The 20,608-nt window shown below is 34.2% G+C and carries 10 protein-coding genes and 1 pseudogene; 6 read left to right on the top strand and 5 right to left on the bottom strand.

The window, feature by feature from the left end; translation table 11 throughout:
- Both ACODS7_RS25675 and map read right to left on the bottom strand, forming a co-directional pair.
- The coding region (locus tag ACODS7_RS25675; RefSeq protein ID WP_488827880.1) for a SpaA isopeptide-forming pilin-related protein at positions 1–8,896 on the bottom strand (8,896 nt) is incomplete at its 3' end.
- A gap of 778 nt (positions 8,897–9,674) precedes the next feature.
- Positions 9,675–10,469 (bottom strand): type I methionyl aminopeptidase, encoded by a 795-nt coding sequence (gene map, locus ACODS7_RS25680; protein ID WP_016079625.1) that lies wholly within the window; start codon positions 10,467–10,469, stop codon positions 9,675–9,677.
- 157 nt (positions 10,470–10,626) lie between these two features.
- Here map and ACODS7_RS25685 point away from each other — a divergent pair, with 157 nt between their 5' ends.
- From ACODS7_RS25685 to ACODS7_RS25700, 4 genes are read left to right on the top strand one after another with little or no spacing between them, the layout of a single operon-like run.
- Entirely contained in the window at positions 10,627–11,529 is a 903-nt protein-coding gene (locus ACODS7_RS25685) for an ABC transporter ATP-binding protein (protein ID WP_029443674.1), read from the top strand.
- On the top strand, positions 11,526–12,260 hold the full coding sequence (locus tag ACODS7_RS25690) for an ABC transporter permease (protein ID WP_029443673.1): 735 nt from the start codon (positions 11,526–11,528) through the stop codon (positions 12,258–12,260). The genes ACODS7_RS25685 and ACODS7_RS25690 overlap by 4 nt, the downstream gene beginning before the upstream one ends.
- The gene (locus ACODS7_RS25695) at positions 12,261–13,391 is read left to right on the top strand and encodes a sensor histidine kinase (RefSeq protein ID WP_029443672.1); all 1,131 of its coding nucleotides are present in this window, start codon (positions 12,261–12,263) and stop codon (positions 13,389–13,391) included.
- On the top strand, positions 13,388–13,990 hold the full coding sequence (locus ACODS7_RS25700; protein ID WP_016079628.1) for a response regulator transcription factor: 603 nt from the start codon (positions 13,388–13,390) through the stop codon (positions 13,988–13,990). The genes ACODS7_RS25695 and ACODS7_RS25700 overlap by 4 nt, the downstream gene beginning before the upstream one ends.
- 39 nt (positions 13,991–14,029) lie before the next feature.
- Here ACODS7_RS25700 and ACODS7_RS25705 read toward each other — a convergent pair whose 3' ends face one another.
- The gene (locus ACODS7_RS25705; protein WP_243168827.1) at positions 14,030–15,781 is read right to left on the bottom strand and encodes a M4 family metallopeptidase; all 1,752 of its coding nucleotides are present in this window, start codon (positions 15,779–15,781) and stop codon (positions 14,030–14,032) included.
- Between the two features lie 168 nt (positions 15,782–15,949).
- Here ACODS7_RS25705 and ACODS7_RS25710 point away from each other — a divergent pair, with 168 nt between their 5' ends.
- Complete coding sequence (locus ACODS7_RS25710; protein ID WP_029443671.1) at positions 15,950–16,807, top strand: helix-turn-helix domain-containing protein; 858 nt, start codon at positions 15,950–15,952, stop codon at positions 16,805–16,807.
- Positions 16,808–16,895: 88 nt separating this feature from the next.
- Positions 16,896–17,042, top strand: a complete 147-nt coding sequence (locus ACODS7_RS25715) for a quorum-sensing peptide PapR (protein ID WP_000734744.1) — start codon at positions 16,896–16,898, stop codon at positions 17,040–17,042.
- Between the two features lie 16 nt (positions 17,043–17,058).
- Here ACODS7_RS25715 and ACODS7_RS25720 read toward each other — a convergent pair whose 3' ends face one another.
- Both ACODS7_RS25720 and uvsE read right to left on the bottom strand, forming a co-directional pair.
- The gene (locus tag ACODS7_RS25720) at positions 17,059–19,737 is read right to left on the bottom strand and encodes a DUF4084 domain-containing protein (protein WP_029443670.1); all 2,679 of its coding nucleotides are present in this window, start codon (positions 19,735–19,737) and stop codon (positions 17,059–17,061) included.
- A 123-nt stretch (positions 19,738–19,860) separates the two neighbouring features.
- Positions 19,861–20,556 (bottom strand): annotated as a pseudogene (uvsE, locus tag ACODS7_RS25725) (UV DNA damage repair endonuclease UvsE); the annotation flags it as partial.
- Between the last annotated feature and the right edge of the window lie 52 nt (positions 20,557–20,608).

Below are 20,608 nucleotides of genomic sequence, written 5' to 3' on the forward strand. Positions count from 1 at the left end.
TAGTACCATCGATGTCATCAACTTTAGTTAATTCAACTGCGCCTTTAGTTAAGCTGTTAGTAGCGGTAACAGAAGCTTTAGCAGTTTGACTCTTTTCAACAGTAAACTTGATAGGATTTTGATTTAAGTCATAATGCTTAGGAGCTTTCGTTTCAATGAACTGATAATCTCCTGGACGTAAATCAGAAACAGAAATCTTACCATCTTTATCAGTAGTTAAATCAGAACGAACATCCTTACCGTCCATATCTACAATTTTAAAGATAGCCCCTTCAAGAGTAGTACCATCGATGTCATCAACTTTAGTTAATTCAACTGCGCCTTTAGTTAAGCTATTCGTAGCAGTAACAGAGGCGATTTTTTCTTGGCCTTTTTTAACTGTGAACTTAATAGGTGTTTCGTTTAAGTCATAGTGTTCAGGAGCCTTTGTTTCGATAAACTCATAGTCTCCTGGCGGTAATTCATCCACAACTAAACGGCCGTTTTTATCAGTAGTTAAATCGGTACGAACATCGTGTCCATCCTTATTAACAATTTTAAATACTGCACCTCTAAGTGTTGTGTTTTGCTTGGCATCATCAACTTTAATTAATTCAACACTACCTTTCGTTAAGCTATTAATAGCTGTAACAAAGACATGCTTTGTTTGACTTCTTTCGATTGTGAACTTAATTGGTTCTTCATTTAAGTCGTAATGTTTAGGAGCTTTTGTTTCAATAAATTGATAGTCTCCTGGTTGTAAGTCTTTAGCGATGATTTTTCCGTCTTTATTGGTAACTAAATTCGTACGAATGTCGTTACCGTTCAGATCAGTAATTTTAAATACCGCACCTTCTAGCATTTCTTTCTTATCTATAGAGTCAACTTTCGTTAATTCTACGCCACCTTTTGTTAGGCCATTCTTAGCAGTAACAGAAACGTGAGTTGGTTGACTTCTCTCGATAGTGAAGCTAATAGGTTTTTTATTTAAATCGTAATGCTTAGGAGCTTTCGTTTCAATGAATTGATAGTCTCCTGGGCGTAAGTTCGTAGCAGTAATCTTACCATCTTTATCAGTAGTTAAATCAGTGCGAACAATTTTACCTTTCGCATCGATGATGTTAAACACTGCATCAGAAAGTTTTGTATCTGGATTTATATCATCCACTTTTATTAATTCTACAGCACCCTCAGTTAAGCTATTTGTAGCAGTAACTTGGAGCTTTTCTTTTTGGCTTTTCTTAATTGTAAACTTAATAGGTGTACTATTTAATTTATAGTGTTCAGGAGCTTTCGTTTCAACAAACTGATAGTCCCCAGGACGTAAATCAGAAACAGAAATTTTACCATGTACATCTGTTGTAAGCTCAGTACGAATGTCGTTACCATTCATATCGGTAATTTTAAATACCGCATCTTTAAGAGCAGTACCATCTACATCATCCACTTTAGAAAGTTCCACAGCACCTTTCGTTAAGCTATTTGTAGCTGTAACGGAGATAGGATCAGCTTGGCTCTTTGTGATTGTGAATGGAATTGGCTCTTTGTTTAAATCGTAGTGTTTCGGAGCCGTTGTCTCGATGAATTGATAATCACCAGGACGTAGGTCAGAAACGCTAATTTTACCTTGTTGATTCGTAACAAGATCTTTGCGAATTACAGTACCATTCATATCAACAATTTTAAATACTGCGCCTTCAAGAGTAGTGCCATCGACGTTATCCACTTTAGAAAGTTCCACGCCGCCTTTTGTTAAACTATTTTTCATAGTAACGGTAGCAATATCTTTTTGGCTTTTTTCAATTGTAAATATAATTGGCTTTTTGTCTAAATCATAGTGTTCAGGAGCCGTTATTTCAACGAATTGATACGTACCAGGACGTAAGTTTTCGACAACGATTTTACCTTCACTGTTTGTTTTTAAATCTGTTTTAAGTACTTTGCCATCTTGATCTAGTAAATTAAATACCGCATCGGCAAGTTTTGTTTGATTGTTTAAATCATCCACTTTAAGTAATTCGATACTACCTTGTTTTAAGCTATTTGTAGCAGTTAAAGAAATAGCTTTCTTCTGTCCTTTTTCAATAGTGAATTTGATTGGTGTTTCATCTAAAACGTAATGCTTAGGAGCTTTCGTTTCAATGAATTGGTAATCACCAGGACGTAGGTCGTTAATTTCGATTATTCCTTGTTCATTTGTAACAAGGTCTTTATGAACTACATCACCGTTCATATTAACAATTTTAAATACTGCATCTTTAAGAACAGTGCCATCAACATCATCTGTTTTAGAAAGTTTAACTGCACCCTTTGTTAAAGCATTAGTAGCAGTGACATGAAGAGTTTCAGTTTGGCTCTTTTTAATTGTAAATACGATAGGTTTTTTATTTAAATCGTAATGTTCAGGAGCAATTGTTTCAACGAATTGATACGTACCAGGACGTAGGTTTTCAACAACAATTTTACCTTCATCATTTGTTTTTAAGCCTTCTTCAACTAGCTCTCCGTCTGCATCTAATAAATTAAATACGGCGTTAGCAAGTTTTGTATTTATATCAATATCGTCAATCTTTGTTAGTTCAACGCTACCGTTTTTTAAAGCATTTTTACCTGTAACATTGATCTCTTTCGTTTGACTTCTTTCAATTGTAAATGGAATTGTTGTTTCATCTAATACATAGTGCTCAGGAGCTTTTGTTTCAATGAACTGATAGTCCCCAGGGCGTAAATCAGAAACAGAAACTTTTCCGTTTTTATCTGTAACAAGATTCGTATGAACTTCCTTACCGTTCATATCAACAATTTTAAAGATTGCACCTTCGAGCATCGTACGATCGATGTCATCGATTTTTGTTAATGTTACTGCACCTTTCTTTAAACTATTAGTAGCGGTAACAGTAATATTCTCTTTTTGACTTTTTTCGATAGTGAACGGAATAGGGTCTTTGCTTAAGGTATAGTCGTTTGGAGCTGTTACTTCAACAAATTGATAGTCTCCAGGACGTAAATCAGAAGCAGTAATTTTACCGTCTTTATCAGTCGTTAAACCTTTTCGAATTACTTTTTTAGTATCATGAGCGTCAACAATTATAAATTCTGCACCTTCAAGAGTAGTGCCATCAACATCATCAACTTTTGTTAAAGTGACGCCACCTGTAAGTAAACTATTTTTTACAGTAACAGGGATAGGAAGATCTTCCTTGCTACCTTTTTTAATTGTGAACTTAATAGGTGTTTTGTCTAATTTATAATGTTCAGGGGCTTTTGTTTCGATAAATTGATAATCCCCTGGTGCTAAATCAGGAATAACTAATACTCCGTAATCATCTGTTGTTAAATCTTTCATAATTTCTTTGCCAGTTGCGTCTTGCAATGTGAATACAGCGCCGGCAAGAGCTTTACTACTTTCCACATCATCTTCTTTAATAAGTTTAACTTTTCCTTTCGTTAAACTATTTTTAAATGTAAGTGGAAGGAGTTTTTGTTGTCCTTTTTCGATTGTAAATTCAATAGGTTCTACATTTACATCGTAATAAGTTGGAGCCTTTGTTTCGATAAGTTTATAGTTACCAGGACGTAAGTCATCTACAACTAGCAATCCTTTACTATCCGTAACAAGGTCCGTACGAACATCTTCATTAGTATCTCTATTAACGATTTTAAATACTGCACCTTCAAGTGTTTCCTTTTCATCTGCAGCATTCACTTTTGTTAACTCAATACCGCCTTTCGTTAAGCTGTTTTTAGCGGTAACAGTAGCCTGAGTTGTTTGACTTTCTGTAATCGTAAATTTAATTGGTTTTGTATTTTTGTCGTAATACTTCGGTGCTGTTACTTCGATAAATTTATAATCGCCAGGGCGTAAGCCAGTAGCGATAGCTTTACCATCCGCACCAGTTTTTACATTTTCGCGAATGACTTTCTTTTCATCATTTGCATCAACAATTTTAAATACAGCACCTTCAAGAGCTGTACCATCGATATCATCAACTTTTGTTAATTCAACATCTCCTGGTTTTAAAGCATTTTCAGCTTTCACAAGTAGAGTTTCTTTCTGACTTCTATCGATTGTAAATTCAATAGGTTCTGCTCGTAAAACGTAATGATCAGGAGCAGCTGTTTCAATAAATTTATACGTACCAGGACGTAGGTTACTAACTTTAACTTTACCGTGTTTATCAGTAGTTAAGTTAGTGTGAGGGGAAACGTCATTATTATTTGTATCGACAAGTTTGAATACAGCACCTTCTAGTGGTTTTTTCTCACCAAACTCATCAACTTTTAATAATTCAACCTCGCCCGTTTTTAAGCTGTTATTTGCCGAAACAGTAGCAAGAGCTTGTTGGCTTTTGTCAATTGTAAACTCGATAGGATTTGTACTTAACGTATAATCCTTAGGAGCTTTTGTTTCGATAAATTTATAAGCACCAGGCTCTAGATCTTTAACAGTAACTTTACCATCTGAACCTGTTGTTATATTTTCACGAATTACTTGTTTTTCGTCATTCGCATCGACAATTTTAAATACAGCACCTTCAAGGGCGGTGCCATCGATATCATCGACTTTCGTTAAAGTGATACCACCTTTAATGAGGTGATTTGTCGCTGTAACAGTAAGTGCTTTCTGTTGGCTCTTTTCAATTGTAAATTTAAGCGGTTTTTTATCTATTTCATAATGTTCAGGTGCTTTTTCTTCAACAAATTGGTACTCTCCAGGAAGTAAATTTTTCGCTTCGATTTGTCCGTTACCATTTGTCGTTAATTTGGTATAACCAGGAATTTTTTTGTTATTTCGGTCCCGTACACTAAATACTGCACCTTCTAAAGTATTACCCTCTTTATCGACTTTTGTTAGGATAGCTGAGCCTCTAATTAAGCTGTTTTGGGCCTCTTTATTAATTACTGTTGTTTGATCTTCCTCGATTTTAAATTCAATAAGTTGATCATCTAATTGATAATGCTCAGGAGCTTTTATTTCTTTTAAGTAGTAAGTTCCTGGTTTTAAATTATCTACAGTAATTTGTCCTTTATCATTTGTTATTAATTCTTTATGTTCAGGAATGACATTATGGTTTTGATCAAGCAGAGAGAAAACTGCATTTTTAAGCTTTTCTTTGTTATGAGCATCAGTCTTTGTAAGTACTACTTTTCCAACAAATTTCTCGTTTTTAAGAGTATATGTTGTAGTTTCTTCTGCACCAAGCTTAACAAGTTTACCTGCTTTTAATTCTTTACTAATGACATAGCCATCAAGAGTTTTCATTTCTCTAAGCAGATATTCATCGCGTTTTAAGTTGTTAAACTGAGCGATACCATTGTCGTCTGTTGTAATTGTTCGAATAGCAGTTGTACCTGTACGATCGAATAAAGTAAATACTACGCCAGATAAAATTTTATTTGGATCTGCATTATCTACTTTTTTAATTTGAAGGTTTCCGCGTCCCTTAGTAGCAGAACCGCCTCCAGATCCAGAAGATACTTTAACTACTATTTCTTCAATTTTTTCAGTCTCTGTTAATTTCAAACTATTACCAGTAATCTTCGCTTTATTGCTTACCTTTTCATTATTGTCTGCATTAATGAGTGAGCGGTATTCTAAAATATAAGCTCGATCAATAGTATGAAGAAATTCAATTGTAAATTGTTGTTTCCCCGTATTGTTGTCTGTTGTTATTTTGAGTTTATAGTCTTTTCCTTCTTTTAATTCGTTTGTTGTATCTTTCGTTAAAGTGCCATCCACGGCTACGGTTGTCCCATATAGGTGGAAGGACTTCTCATCGAGAATTTGATTGTCTGTCGGATCGTCTGTTACGACAGCATTTTCAATCGTTGATTGACTTGCATTAATAGAAACGCTCCAATCAATGTACTTGTCATTTTGTTTTGCTTTTTTCGTAACGCCGCTACCACCATTTTTAATCTCGAATGCACCATGAATATTGGCGATAGTTTCCGATCCCTCTTTTAATTTGGCGTAATTATCATAGCGCTTATTAATTTCTTCACCTGCGAGTGAAGTTTTAAAGCTGATATGGTACGCTGTTTTAATTTCATTTTTAAAATGAATCGTTAATGTATTTTTATTATCTTTCGTTGCATTTTCTACCGTATATTCGTCAGGGGAAACAAGTGCCCCTAATTTATAACCGTCTGCACCACCAGTTAATTCCATATGATGAATCTCAATGGAGTCTGGTATAAGTTTTTGATTGTTTTCTAGCACGTCAACGATAGAAGGGTCTTTAATAGTCCTGTTATTATAGTTAAAACCTATGTCCCATTTGATTTCTTTCGTTTGGGCATTGTAAGAACCGTATTTAAATCCGTTTCCTTTTGTATAGCCGTCAGGATTGAATGTATCATGGGATGAACTATTTTTATCGTCCCCGTTTATATCTTTCCATAATAACTCTGCTGTATTTTTGAATGATTTATTATCATTCTTTTTAGATAGAGTCTCGTAATTAAAGTCTGTTGTGTACGTGATGGTTAAAGTTTTATCCATATTAGACTTATAAATACCAGCTAGTGTTACTTTGAATCCGTCAGCTGTTACATCAAGTGTGTAATCAGAGCCTAATTTCAGTTCAGTTGATCCATCAGTAATTTTGAAACTATCTTTTTGTAATGTAAGCCCACTATAGTCAAACGTATCAGTGATAACAGCATCATTTAACACGTAATTGTTATCATTTACAATAATTGTCCATTTCGTTGTTTTCTTATTGTAATCTGTATCGTTTGCATTTTTATTATGTTTTTTTATGATGTTTTGTTGTTGTAATGTAACTTTGTTTGTTTGACTCCATTTTCCATCTGCAATAATTTTATTTTCGATTTCGCCATCTTGTATGACATCATTCTTGGCTTTCGATGTATAAGTAATCACATAGGCACTATTAATATCTTCATTAAATTGTAAATCAAATCCATCATCGGTTTCTTTTACAGTAAAGTTTGTGGCGTTGTCACCTGTAACAAGTTTTCCGTTATTATCATAAGAAGCATTTTTAACCACGATAGAACTTGCATCAACTTTATGAGATTTATCCAAAATGTCTTTTAAAAGCGCATCAGATTGTTTAATATCTCTCTGGTCACCGTTGAAAGTAATCGTCCATTCAATTGTTTGTGTTTTTGGATTGTATTTACTAGTTTTCTCCAGATGTGTACCACGTGAAACAGTTACAGTTGCATTTGCGGATACATCTCCTTGATTCTTGCTGGATACTTTTGCTTCATTTTTGAAACTAGTAACACTTTCGTCAGTAATTTTTGTTGCATATTCAATTTGATATGCTTTTTTCGTTTCATTTTTAAAAGCAATATTTAATTTATCGGAGGATGAAGTGAGTGTATATTCTTCTTTACTAACTTCGGCTCCACGAGTTGTCTTCCCGTTAATATCTACTTCTAACTCATAAACCTTAATAGAATCTTCATTGAGACTGGCTCCATTTGGAATATTGTCTTGGAAGACAGCGTTTGTAAGAATGTCTTTTGTTTTGTTCATTTCGACTGTCCAATTAATTTGATTCGTATTAATTGGTCTATCAGGTATACCTTTTTTATTCATAGATTTCTTTACATTAGGTTTGAAATCAAGCTCGATAATAACGTCTTGTTCTTTAATTGGGAAATGAATTTTTTGTTCCGTAGTCCCTTTAATTTTTGTTTTATTAAATTCGGTACCAACTTTTAAATGACCATCTATATTAGGATTGTCTTCAACGTACTCGTTAAAAGTCATAGTTACTTTTCCGTTTAAGTCAACAACGAACGTCCCAATTTCATGTCCTGTTCCATCAACTAAAGGCTGTGTAATGGTGTTGTGGACGATAAAATATTCCGGAAGTTGGAAAATATAGTAATCTCCTTTTTTAACTTTTAATGATTCTAAGACTTCCCATGTAAAATCGATATTGGCAGCAGAATCAGGATTTGGACGATTATCTGTATCATTAAATGGTTTTCCGTCTTTATCTGTTAATTTTACACTCGTTAAAATATTTTCTTTAATTTGCTTAGGTGATGGGTCTGGATTTTCAACAGGTTGCTCTGTTGTGTTATCACCAGGGTTCTCAGTAGGTTGCTGTGTCTCACCATCTTTTGGCTGTTTCGCAAGCTGCTGAGGATTCCCGTCTTTCGGCTGTTCCGCAGGTTGCTGAGTGTTCCCATCTTTTGGTTGTTCCACAGGTTGCTGAGTGTTCCCGTCTTTTGGCTGTTTCGCAGGTTGCTGTGTCTTACCGTCTTTTGGCTGTTTTGCAGGCTGCTGAGGATTCCCGTCCTTTTGCTGTTCCGTAGGTTGCTGTGCGTCACCGTTCTTTTGCTCTTCGGTAGTCTGCTTAGCATCATCACTCTTAATAGTAGGTGAAGTAGGGTTATCTACTTGAACAGGAACTGAGATAGTCTTAGCTACTGTACCTAGAGGGAAAGTGAGTGGGACAGCTTTTATGCCAGGTTTTAAATCTGGATTGAATACAGTGTCAAATTTAATTTTTCCCTTAACGCCTTTTGAGTCTTTTACTGAATCGTTAAAGACTATTTTCATTTTGTTATCGTTTGCTGTAACAAAATACTGACCAATAATTTGTTGATCTGCCATCAAGTTTCCTTGTTGGTCATTTTTTACTTTTAATGCATTAGGTATTTGAAGAACTGTTGCAATTTTTTCTTGTGCAATTTGATGATCTTTTATTGACCAAGCATATTCTAGGTGAATGATTGATCCTGCTTTTATTAAGTTTTTAGGATTTAATGCTTCGTCAATAATATGATTCGTTGCATCTTTCATTTCAACAGTGTCAAATAAGGAATCTCCTGTTAAGGTTTCCGCTTTTACTTGATTGTATGGAAAACTAGCAAGTTGCGAAAATAGTACGAATACAATTAAACATACATTGAAAAGTTTTTTCATTTTTCCTCCTCTGAACATTCATTTGTCCATTGGGGACTTATTCCATATGAACAAATGGAATATTAAAAGTATTTGTTATAAGCTATTTATTTTTTGCTATCCCTCCGTTTCGATACGCGTTCTTAGACAAACAAGATTATGTTCAAAGTAGTATTGTTTAACGTAAAACAAAATGTATATTTACACAGTTCTGTGGAAATATACACAATTCGACAAAAAATGTCGAAAAAAATACTGATATAAAGAATGATATCAGACCTTTATATGTGAGATAGTTTTCATGTATACCTAGTAAAAAAGAATGGTTATAAAGGTAAGTTTTACGATACATACTAACCAAGGTAGTGTATCCCTTTGTGAAGGCTTATTTTGCCTTAAAGTTATGTGGAAATAAAAATCTAGATAGGGTTGGTTTTGGTCAGAATGAAGACAATATGTACTTTGAAAATAGTTGTTTATTTTGTCTAAAGAGAGTTGTGCGATTAGTGGACCGAAGTTGAAAGATGATAGTTTCTTACATTGTTAGAGGAATATAAGGATTACAGAATATTCGACTAATCCGTTACTACGGTCATTTTTGAGACTGTTTAAGCAGTAAAAAAGAAGGTGTTTTCCTCCTTAGTTACAATATCTTTTTAGTAAAGATAAGCTTAAGTAACCTCCGCTAAAGATTATATACTTAAATGATAAAGAGTTCAACAATAGTTCACATATTTTCCCAAAATTAAAAAACGGCTGTTCTATGTGGAATAAATCTACAAAACAGCCGTTTTTTATATTAGATTTCTGTTAAGATTATTGGTTCACCACGTGTTACGACAACGGTATGTTCACATTGTGCAACAAGGCTTTTATCAGGTGTAACGAATGTCCAACCGTCGTCACCGCGCTCAATAATATGATCAGCTTTCATAGAGATGAACGGTTCAACAGCGATAACAAGACCGTCTTTTAGAAGCGCATTATCCATTGGATCATAGTAGCTTAAAATATGATTTGGTGCTTCATGTAAGCTAAGACCAATGCCGTGACCAGTTAAGTTTTGAATAACATTGTATCCACTTTTATGTGCGAAGTTTGAAACAGCACGACCAATTTGATTTTGTTTTGAGCCAGCTTTAACCTTTTTCATTGCTGCCCAAAATGCATCAACTGCTGCTTGGCAAAGCTTCTCTTTTGCTTCGTCTTCTCCAAGTACAAAGGAAATGCCTGTATCTGCATAATAGCCATCAAGTGCAGCAGATACGTCGACGTTTACTAAGTCGCCTTCTTTTAATACACGATCTCCTGGAATACCATGAGCAACTTCTTCATTTACACTAATGCAAGTTACACCTGGAAAATCATATTCTTTTTCAGGTGCAGAAATAGCACCATGCTCATCTAATACTTTTTTACCGATCAAATCAAGCTCTTTCGTTGTCATACCTGGCTTCGCTTCTTTTTTCATTTCTTCACGTGCAAGCGCAACGATGCGGCCGATTTTTCGTAAGCCTTCTAAATCTTGTTCATTACGAATAATCATGAAAACCACTGTCCTTCCTCGAATATATATCTTACCCGATTGTATCATGTTTATTTTCGTCCTGCTACTCGCTTGCAGTATGCGGATTGATTCCTCTCATAAAGAATACATGACAATTGTCATATCGATGTCATGACGCATCATACTGTTTCCTAAGTTTTCCAAGTAATACAATGTAAATATAAGAAACAGCGGGGGTGGAGAGATGGAAAAGATTATTGAAGTAAATGGTGTTTCTAAAACATTTAAACATAAAAACGCAGTAAATAACGTTTCATTTCATGTAAATAAAGGAGAAATCGTAGCATTGCTTGGACCGAATGGTGCGGGTAAAACAACGACGATGTCAATGATGCTTGGATTAAAGGATCCAACGGAAGGAACTGTTTCTATATTTGGAAAGAGTCCAAAGCATAGAGATGTTCGTAATAGCCTCGGTGCGATGTTACAAGAAGTAAGTGTCATTGATAGTATTACAGTCGAAGAGGCAATTGAGTTGTTCCGTAGTTATTATACGAATCCGGTAGAGAAAGCAACGTTATTACAGCTATCAAATTTAGAATCGGAGCGAAAGCAAAGATGTGAGAAATTATCAGGTGGGCAAAAAAGAAGGTTAAACTTTGCACTCGCACTTGCAGGAAATCCAGATTTGCTATTTTTAGATGAACCGACAGTGGGAATGGATATTACGTCTCGAAGAACGTTTTGGGAAACGATTCGAAAGTTAGCAAGTGAAGGGAAAACGATTATTTTAACGACGCATTATTTAGAAGAAGCAGATGCTTTAGCGAATCGTATCTTATTATTTGCGAATGGAAAGATTATCGCAGATGGTACACCAGACGAAATGAAAGCAACGATTTCGCGAAAAACAATCACATTTTACTCGAAGGAAAGCATTCCTACAAAGTTACTAAAGGAATTACCAAATGTAACAGAAGTAAAGTCAAACGAAGGACGCTTCATTTTAACAACAGAGGATACGGATGCAACTTTAAAAGCCATTTATCAAAGGAGTTTACCTGTAACAGATGTTTCAGTTGAACGTGGAAGCCTTGATGAAGCATTTGAACAGTTCGTCGCAAATCAGAAGGGGGAAATCGCATGAGAGCGTTATGGATGCAGTGTAAAATAGAAATTTTACGTACATTTCGCAATAAATTATTTATCTTTTTCTCATTATTAATGCCTGTTATGTTTTACTACATTTTCACAAATGTTGTTCAAGTACCACAAAACGGAGATGCGTGGAAAGCACACTATTTAATTTCGATGGCAACTTTCAGTATTGTAGGGACTGCACTCTTTAGTTTCGGTGTGAGACTTTCTCAGGAAAGAGGGCAAGGATGGACACATCTTTTGAAAATCACACCACTTCCAGAGGGTGCGTATATAACTGCTAAAATTATTGCCCAAACAGTGGTGAATGCTTTTTCAATCTTAGTTATTTTTATAGCAGGGATATTGATTAATCATGTTGAGTTAACAGTAGGGCAATGGATTGGTGCGGGGTTATGGTTATTGTTAGGGGTAACACCATTTTTAGCGTTAGGAACAGTAATAGGTTCCATTAAGAAAGCGGACGCAGCTGCTGGCTTAGCAAATATCTTAAATATGAGTTTAGCTATAGTTGGTGGGTTATGGATGCCGATTGAAGTATTCCCAAAAATATTAAGAACGATTGGTGAATGGACACCGACATACCATTTCGGAAGTGGTGCGTGGGATATTGTAGCTGGAAAATCAATTGGATGGGAAAATATCGCGGTATTAGGAGGTTATTTCCTTATATTTGTTGTAGTATCAATATATACAAGAAAAAGACAGGAAGCGGTATAAATGATAGAGAAGAAGAGGATTGAGATTTTTCCGAAACATATGGGATTCTTCCCGTATATGTGGTTTGTTTATCTATTATTTCCAATTTATCACTTAGCGCAGGCATCAGGATGGAAGCTTGTAATAGGAAGCGGTATGTTGATAATTTTTATCGTCACATACCGTCAGCTTTATTTTGTTCAGAGGACGTTTGTTTTTTGGGCGTGTATTCAAATGGTACTCATCTTTTTATTTGCTTTATTTTATAATCCTTTTATGATATTTTTTGGCTTTTTCACAGCAAGTGCGATGGGATTTGCGCCAAATAAGAAAGTATTTCGAGTGCTGTTATGTTCGTTAGTTATAATGCTTGGAGCATTTTTATTTGTAAATATGAGTCAACTAACAACTACAAGTTTAGTAAATATCGTTCCGATGTTTATTTTAATGCTTCTTACGCCATTTGGTATGCGCAATTTTAATCAGAAAAAGATGTTAAGAAATCAATTAGATGAAGCAAACGAGCAAATTAAAGACTTAGTAAAACGTGAAGAACGGCAGCGGATTGCAAGAGATCTTCATGATACATTAGGGCATACGTTATCTCTTATTACTTTGAAAAGCCAGCTCGTTGAGAAGTTAATTGTGAAAAATCCAGAGCGTGCAAGTGCGGAAGCGAAGGAAATTACACAGACGTCTCGTACAGCCTTAAAACAGCTGAGAGAATTAATTTCTGATATGCGCATGATTACGGTAGAAGAAGAGTTGGAGCAAATAAAAGCGATCTTACAAGCAGCTAATATTGAATTAGAAGTGAGGCAAGAAGCCAGCTCAAGCTCGTTATCACCAATTGAACAAAATATTGTCGGGATGTGTTTACGTGAGGCCGTTACAAATGTTGTAAAACATAGCAAGGCAACGCGGTGCACGGTTTCTATATTAGAATCGCAAGGTGAGCTGATTTTGAAAGTAGAAGATAACGGAATCGGTTTAATGGATCAAAATCATGATGGAAATGGTATCCGCGGCATGAAAGAACGAATTGCTCTTATTGATGGATTTGTTGAACTAGGTGCAATCAATCCAGGGACGCTATTAACAGTAAAAGTTCCAGTTGTTATTAGAACAGGAAAAGATGAGGTGAGGGCATGATTCGAATTATTATTGCAGAAGATCAACGGATGCTTCGTGGTGCATTAGGGGCTCTACTTGATCTAGAAGATGATATTGAAGTAATTGGACAAGCGGCAAATGGGGAAGAGGCCCTAAAATTAATTGAGTCGTTAAAACCAGATATAAGTATTATGGATATTGAAATGCCGATTCAAAGTGGATTAGATGTTGCTGAAACGTTAAAGAAAGAAAAATCATCATGCAAAGTAATGATTTTAACCACATTTGCACGGCCGGGATATTTTGAAAGAGCAATGAAAGCTGGTGTGCACGGCTATTTATTAAAGGATAGCCCAAGTGAAGATTTAGCGGCAGCAATTCGTAATGTAATGAAGGGGAAACGAGAGGTCTCCCAAGATTTAATGTTTGGCTTATGGCAGGAGCAAAATCCGTTATCAGATCGAGAAAAGGAAGTATTGTTGCTTGCGAAAGAAGGAAAGACCGCAAACGAAATTGCGAAGGCACTTTATCTTTCACCGGGTACAGTACGTAATTATATTTCTGAAGTATTAACGAAGCTCGATGCGAAAAATAGAATTGAGGCAATTACAATTGCGGAAGAAAAGGGTTGGATATAAAAAGAAGGTTACCTATGAGAGGTAACCTTCTTTTTATAATTATTGTACTTCTATTACTTGATTTACTTTTTGTAACGACTTGTAACCATGCGCTTCAAATGCCTTTGCAAATTCATTTGATACGTCAGTGCCATATAAATCTTTTGCAGCTTGTACGATGTGAGATTGAAGTGATTCAAAGTCTTCAGCGGAAGTTGCGTAATTTTGCAATGCACGCATAACAACTTTGCTTACTTTTTCATTGCCCTGTTTTTGAACAGCAACACCGTTATATGTTTTACCTTCAGCTAATTGATATAATACGTGACTAATAATACCAGAATTCACGTGTGATTCTTGATTATTACCATCGTTATAGAAATCTTGTAAATTTGTATATAGTTTATGACCGCCGTCACCAATTTCTCTTGGGATATCACGAATTGTTAGGCCACCTAATGTATCGCCCATAATCCAGTTTCCTTTATCTTTCTTTACGTAATATTCGATTTGTGTACCCCAGAAATCCGCTAACCCTTCGTTTAGTGCGGATGTTTCAGCGCTTGGATATCTCACGACTTTATTTTTCGTCGTGCCACTGAATACAGCATGTCCAAATTCATGAGCTGTTACATCAAGAGCTGATGTTAGTTTTCCGTCTAAACCATCACCAAATACCATTTGGTTCCAAGCAGGATGCCAAAATGCATTTACATAGTCTTCTTTTACACCATCACTAACTTCAGTAGAATCAAAACCGTGTACACTAGCAACAACTTTTGAATCTTTATTGTCGTAACTTTTTAGATTATGTTCTTTCTTAAAGTAATCATAAATATCACTCATGTTCTTCATAGCGCCCGCGGCTTCTTTATCTACAAAATTAGGAGTGCTACTTGAAATTAGTGTCCCTGGATAACCAGCTTGACTATATCCCCCGAGGGAATCGGCGTAGTTTGCATTATAAATATAAATACCATTTCCGCGTGATAAATCGGCTAAATAAAATTTTCCATCAGTTCCTTTGGCAATATTAAAAGAGATGTTTTCTTGAAGTGCATTTTTCCCAGTTCCTTGCTCACTTGCAGAGGATAATCTAGGTGATGTTACTTGATTTATAGTCTTATTCTCTTTGTTTTTAATGAATTTTTCTTGGAAAAGTACTTCGCCAGTTTTTAGATCAACGATAGCATTGCCGTTTATAATTTGTTCATTGTTTTCATAAGTAAATGTAATAACAGTTGCGAATGTATAATAGCCGTCTTTCTTCTTATAAACAACGGTTTCGCTAGAGAATTCTGTCTCAACTGCATCACTTGGAATTTGAACTATATCGCGTAATTTAGATTTTACTTCATTTTTCGACAAAAAATTTGTTATAGTAAGATTAGGTTGTTGATTTAAATTTTGAACAACTTTACCACTAACAGTTGTGATCACTCCATTTTTATCTACTTTTACAATGAGATCTTGGCCATATACTTTATAGTTTTTATATGTTTGTGCAAGGCGAACTTCGGTTTGATTTTCTTTGTTTTCTTTATTTGTAGGTTGGAAATCTACATTTTTTTCAGTAGTGACTTGTTCTTGTTGAGCTTTAGCCCCATTTACCTCACTTTTTAAATATTTTTTAGCAATATTTTCTTTCGTATCATTTTGAGGTTGTGTTAATTTCCCGATGGTTAAACCAGGCTGAGCGATTTCAACTTTTACTTCACTTTTGTCCAATTCTTGAGCATGAATAGCTTCTGTTGATAAAGGATAAAGAAGACCGAATGTAACGAAAGCACTGGCAAGTTTTCTATAATTCATCTATAACACTCCTAATCTATTATTGTATGTGAGATGAATTGTATGAAAAATTTGCCGAATTTTATATATATTATGCATTATTTCATATCAAAAATTGTCGAATTCACATTATTGTAGTGGTATGACAACTTAACAAATTAGATTGTTATAATGGGATGGTGAGTAAGTATGCACGCAGAGAAATTAGGAAGTGAAATTAAGAAAATTAGAGTGTTGAGAGGATTAACACAAAAACAGTTATCCGAGAACATATGTCATCAATCGGAAGTGAGCCGAATTGAATCGGGTGCAGTATACCCAAGTATGGATATATTGCAAGGTATTGCAGCAAAATTACAAGTTCCCATTATTCATTTTTATGAGGTACTCATTTATTCCAATATTGAGAGGAAAAAGCAGTTAAAAGATCAAATCATTATGCTTTGTAAGCAAAAGAAATATAAAGAAATTTATAATAAAGTATGGAATGAGTTGAAAAAGGAAGAATATCATCCTGAGTTTCAGCAGTTTCTTCAATGGCAATATCATGTAGCAGCTTATGTACTGAAGAAAAGTGATTATGAATATTGTATTTTAGAATTAAAAAAATTGTTAAATCAACAATTAGCTGGGATTGATGTATACCAAAATCTTTATATAGAGAATGCAATTGCAAATATTTATGCTGAAAATGGTTACTTTAAGAAGGGCATGGAGTTGTTTGAAGGTATATTAAAGCAATTAGAGGTATTACCTGAAAATAAAGAATTTGATGTGAAGGTAAGACATAATTATGCAAAAACATTATACTTAGATAATCAATATGAAGAGGCTCTTTATCAAATAAATAAAGCTATTGAAATATCGTGTCGAATTAATAGTATGGCATTGATTGGGCAGCTATACTATCAAAAAGGTGAATGCTTAGAAAAGCTAGGCTATGATGGGGCAGAGAGTGAAGAAGCTTATGAAAAAGCTTGTTTCTTTTTTGATATACTAGAAATGCATACGTATAAAGAAAAGTTTATAAAAAAAATGGAAAAATAAAATAACACAAAAACTAAATATGCATAATTGCATAATGTATGGATAAATTTTCATGATATATTAAAAGAAAAAATGTGGGTGATGGAATATGAAAAAACTACTTATTGGTAGTCTATTAACGTTAGCAATGACATGGGGTATTTCATTAGCAGATACAGCTTTAGAGAAAAGCCAAGTAATTTCTCATGATGATCAAGAGGTACAATTAGCTTCAGATATGCCTTTTGAGTTTTAAAAAACAACCGCCTTACTTAGACGGTTGTTTTTTTATGGAGTAACATCCAAACGTCTTTACTAGAAACAGGTTTGCTAATAAAGAATCCTTGAATGTGATCACAATTTTGTTTATGTAAAAATTCCCATTCTTCTTCTGTTTCTACACCTTCTGCAATCACTTCTAAATTTAATTCTTTTGATAGTGTAATAATGGAAGAGACAATTGCTTCTTCTAAAGGGCTAGTTGTAATTCCACAAATAAACTCTCGAGCAATTTTTAATGTGTTGATTGGATATTTTGTTAAATAAGCTAAAGAACTATAACCAGTTCCAAAGTCATCGATTGAAATTTGAATACCGAGATTTTGAAGTTGTTCTAGTTTTGCAACTACAGATTGATTTTGATTAATTGCGATGCTTTCCGTAATTTCAATATCTAGTGCTTCTGGTTTCAGTTCTGTTTCTTCCAACACCTTTGAAATAGTTGGGATTAAATCTGCATGGTTAAATTGAACAACAGATAAATTCACACCAACCTTTAAGTGAGAAAAACCTTGATTATGCCATCTTTTTGCCTCTAAACAGGCAGTACGCAAAATCCAATTGCCAAGTTCAATAATAAAACCAGTTTCCTCTGCTAGAGGGATAAATTGGGCAGGAGATACGATACCGAGTTTTGGATGCTTCCAACGTATTAATGCTTCAAAACCGATAATTTGTTTTGTTTTTGTGCTTACTTGTGGCTGGTATTCAAGGAAAAATTCATTTTGTTGTAATGCTTTTGAAAGTTCACCTTCTAAGAATTGAATTTCATTTTGAGCGATACTCATTTCTTTTGAGAAGAAAACAAATCTGTTTTTTCCATTTGCTTTCGCACGATACATAGCCATATCAGCATTTTTCATTAACTCATTTACATCAGTTCCATAATCAGGGTACATCGCAATTCCGATACTTGGTGTAATAGAGAGTTCTTCGCCTTGAATGAAGAATGGTTTATTTAAAATAGTTAAAATCTGTTCAGCTATAAAAATTGCACTTTTTTCTGAGTACATTTCTGGTAATAGAATTGTAAACTCATCTCCACCTTGGCGAGCGACGACATCTTTTGAACGCAGGCAACCACGTAATCTTTTTGCTACTTCAATTAATAATAAATCTCCGACGTCATGACCAAGTCTATCGTTAATTTTTTTAAATCGATCTAAATCAAGGAATATGACGGCGACATCATTTGCGTTAGTTTGTGCTGTATTCAAAATGGCTTTTAAATCTTTTTCGAATTTTCGGCGATTTGGTAATCCAGTAAGTGCATCATGAAAGGCTAAATGCTCTACTTGTTTTTGTTTTTCATATAAAGTGGTAATATCACGCGCTATCCCAAACATTCCGACCACTTCTTTGTTTATAAAGGTAGGGATAAGTGTAATATGGAGATAATAATAATAGCCTTCTTGTTCTTTTGTACGAACTTCTAACGTTTGTGGCCTACCTTCCTTCGTAATTTGTAAAGCCTTCTTTAGTAGTTCGTGGTCTTTTGAATCAATGAAGTGTACCAGAGAATAGCTTTCCACTTCGCAATAATAGGCAGTAAATAAGCTTTCGCATGCCTTATTAGATTGTTGAAAAATACCATTCATATTTAAAGAGAAAACGGCATCGGGATGATCTTCGAATAAAGATTTATAGCGTTGTTCACTTTTTGATAATGCAAATGCACCTTCTTCAACTTCATCCTCTAGTTGTGTAGTCAACTGTTCGTATGTATGGATTAGTGCTTGATTATCTTTCCACATGTAAAGTTGCCGCAAGAATAACAAAATAAGTGATAACACGAGGCCGATTAACATGAATTTATCATCCCAAGGTTGAATGATAATAAAGGAAAAAGTAATAATTATACTAAAATAAGGTAGTATAAAACGTATATAATCGAATCGATAATATTTTGCTTTCGTTTCATGTTGCATTGGTTTATCCAAAATATATAGTATGGAAGAAAGTCCAATTAATAAAATAGAAGCAGTGTGTATTAAATAATTAATTTCAACGGAAGTTTTCATCCCAAAATTCAATTGAAACAGATGAATATAACCGTATACGAGTATAATAGTGAAACCGATAATTAATGCGATTCTACTAGAAGAATATTGTTCTCTTCTATATAGGCTAATAACGGCGTAAATTACTAATGATTGTGCAATGAAATACCCAATTAAAATCCAAGTATCCTTTGTTAACATGCGGAAGTTTGAAAGATCTAAGATAAAAGTTAAGGTGAAATAAATGTTCATAATAATAATAAAGATGCTATCGAATGAGAATTGAGAAAGTCCCTTAATAGAGTAATTTTTTATAAACTTTATAGCAAATCCAACAAAGAGCAAAATATATTGTATGATAAAAAAAGGTAATGCTTTATATGAAAATATAGATTGATCATGTATGGAAAGTGAACTAAGAAATAGGGTTATTTCCATAACTAATCCACATAGGCAAGTACATAGTAATAAAATCCAAAATAGTTTATCACTGCGTTTCATTTTCTTAATAGCTTTATATAAACAGTGGCAAGAAAAAAGTGCAGCGAAACAGAATAAGAAAAGAATCCCAATTTCCTTTATATGCGACTCGTTTGGAATAAAGAGTATCCAAAGAACAAATATAGATATGTATATTATGACAAATTGTACATACTTTTTTTGATTAATCATATTATGACTCCGTTTCAATAAAGTTGAATCTCGGGGGAATGCTAATTTAAATAATAGCATATAAAATAGGATGTTTTTTACTATAAAAATTACTTTTTTGAAAAAATGGTGCAAAGTTACAATTTACCACTGTAACATTGCACCACTTATTCTTTTAATGCCTCTTATAGCAGAAAGTTCATCTATTAATTGGAATAGTGCTAAGTCTTTTTGTTTACTCTCAATCATAATATCGAAATTATGATTGTTTTTTTTTGCAACGTGTAAGAAGGGCTTAATAAACTCCAAATCGATATATTCAGCATGAGCCCTAAATTCTTTTTCTGATCTCGGGGAGGAAATGTGAACTTTAGGAGAGATATTTGTATGTGACCAAGTTTCAAAAATTGCAGGAAGCAACTCTTCTAGTGGTTCCTCGCAAAAATTGGCCATATGATGATGATAATCAAATACAAATGGGATATTTTCTTTTTGGCAAATTGATAAAGTTTCAGAAGTTGTATATGTTTTATCATCATTTTCAAGAGTCATTTGTTTTTTTATATGTGCAGGAAGTTTTTTTATGTTTTCATGGAAGCGCTCAATTGCCTTTTCTTTATTTCCATAGGCTCCACCTACATGAATATTAATGTAAGAAGAATCTGCAATGCCTATAGCATCCAATATTTTATAATGATAAGTCATATCCGTAATAGCGTTAGTAGTAATATGTGGCTTGTCGCTTGTAAATAACGTAAATTGATTTGGATGAAAACTTATTCGTAAATTGTGTTCTTTAATTAAAGCGCCTATTTTACGCCAAAGTGGTGTGAATACCCCATGCCCATCAACTTAAGCCTTTTTACTACCCCCAAGTACAAAAAAACGTTAT

The organism is Bacillus sp. FG16 (assembly GCF_057809515.1).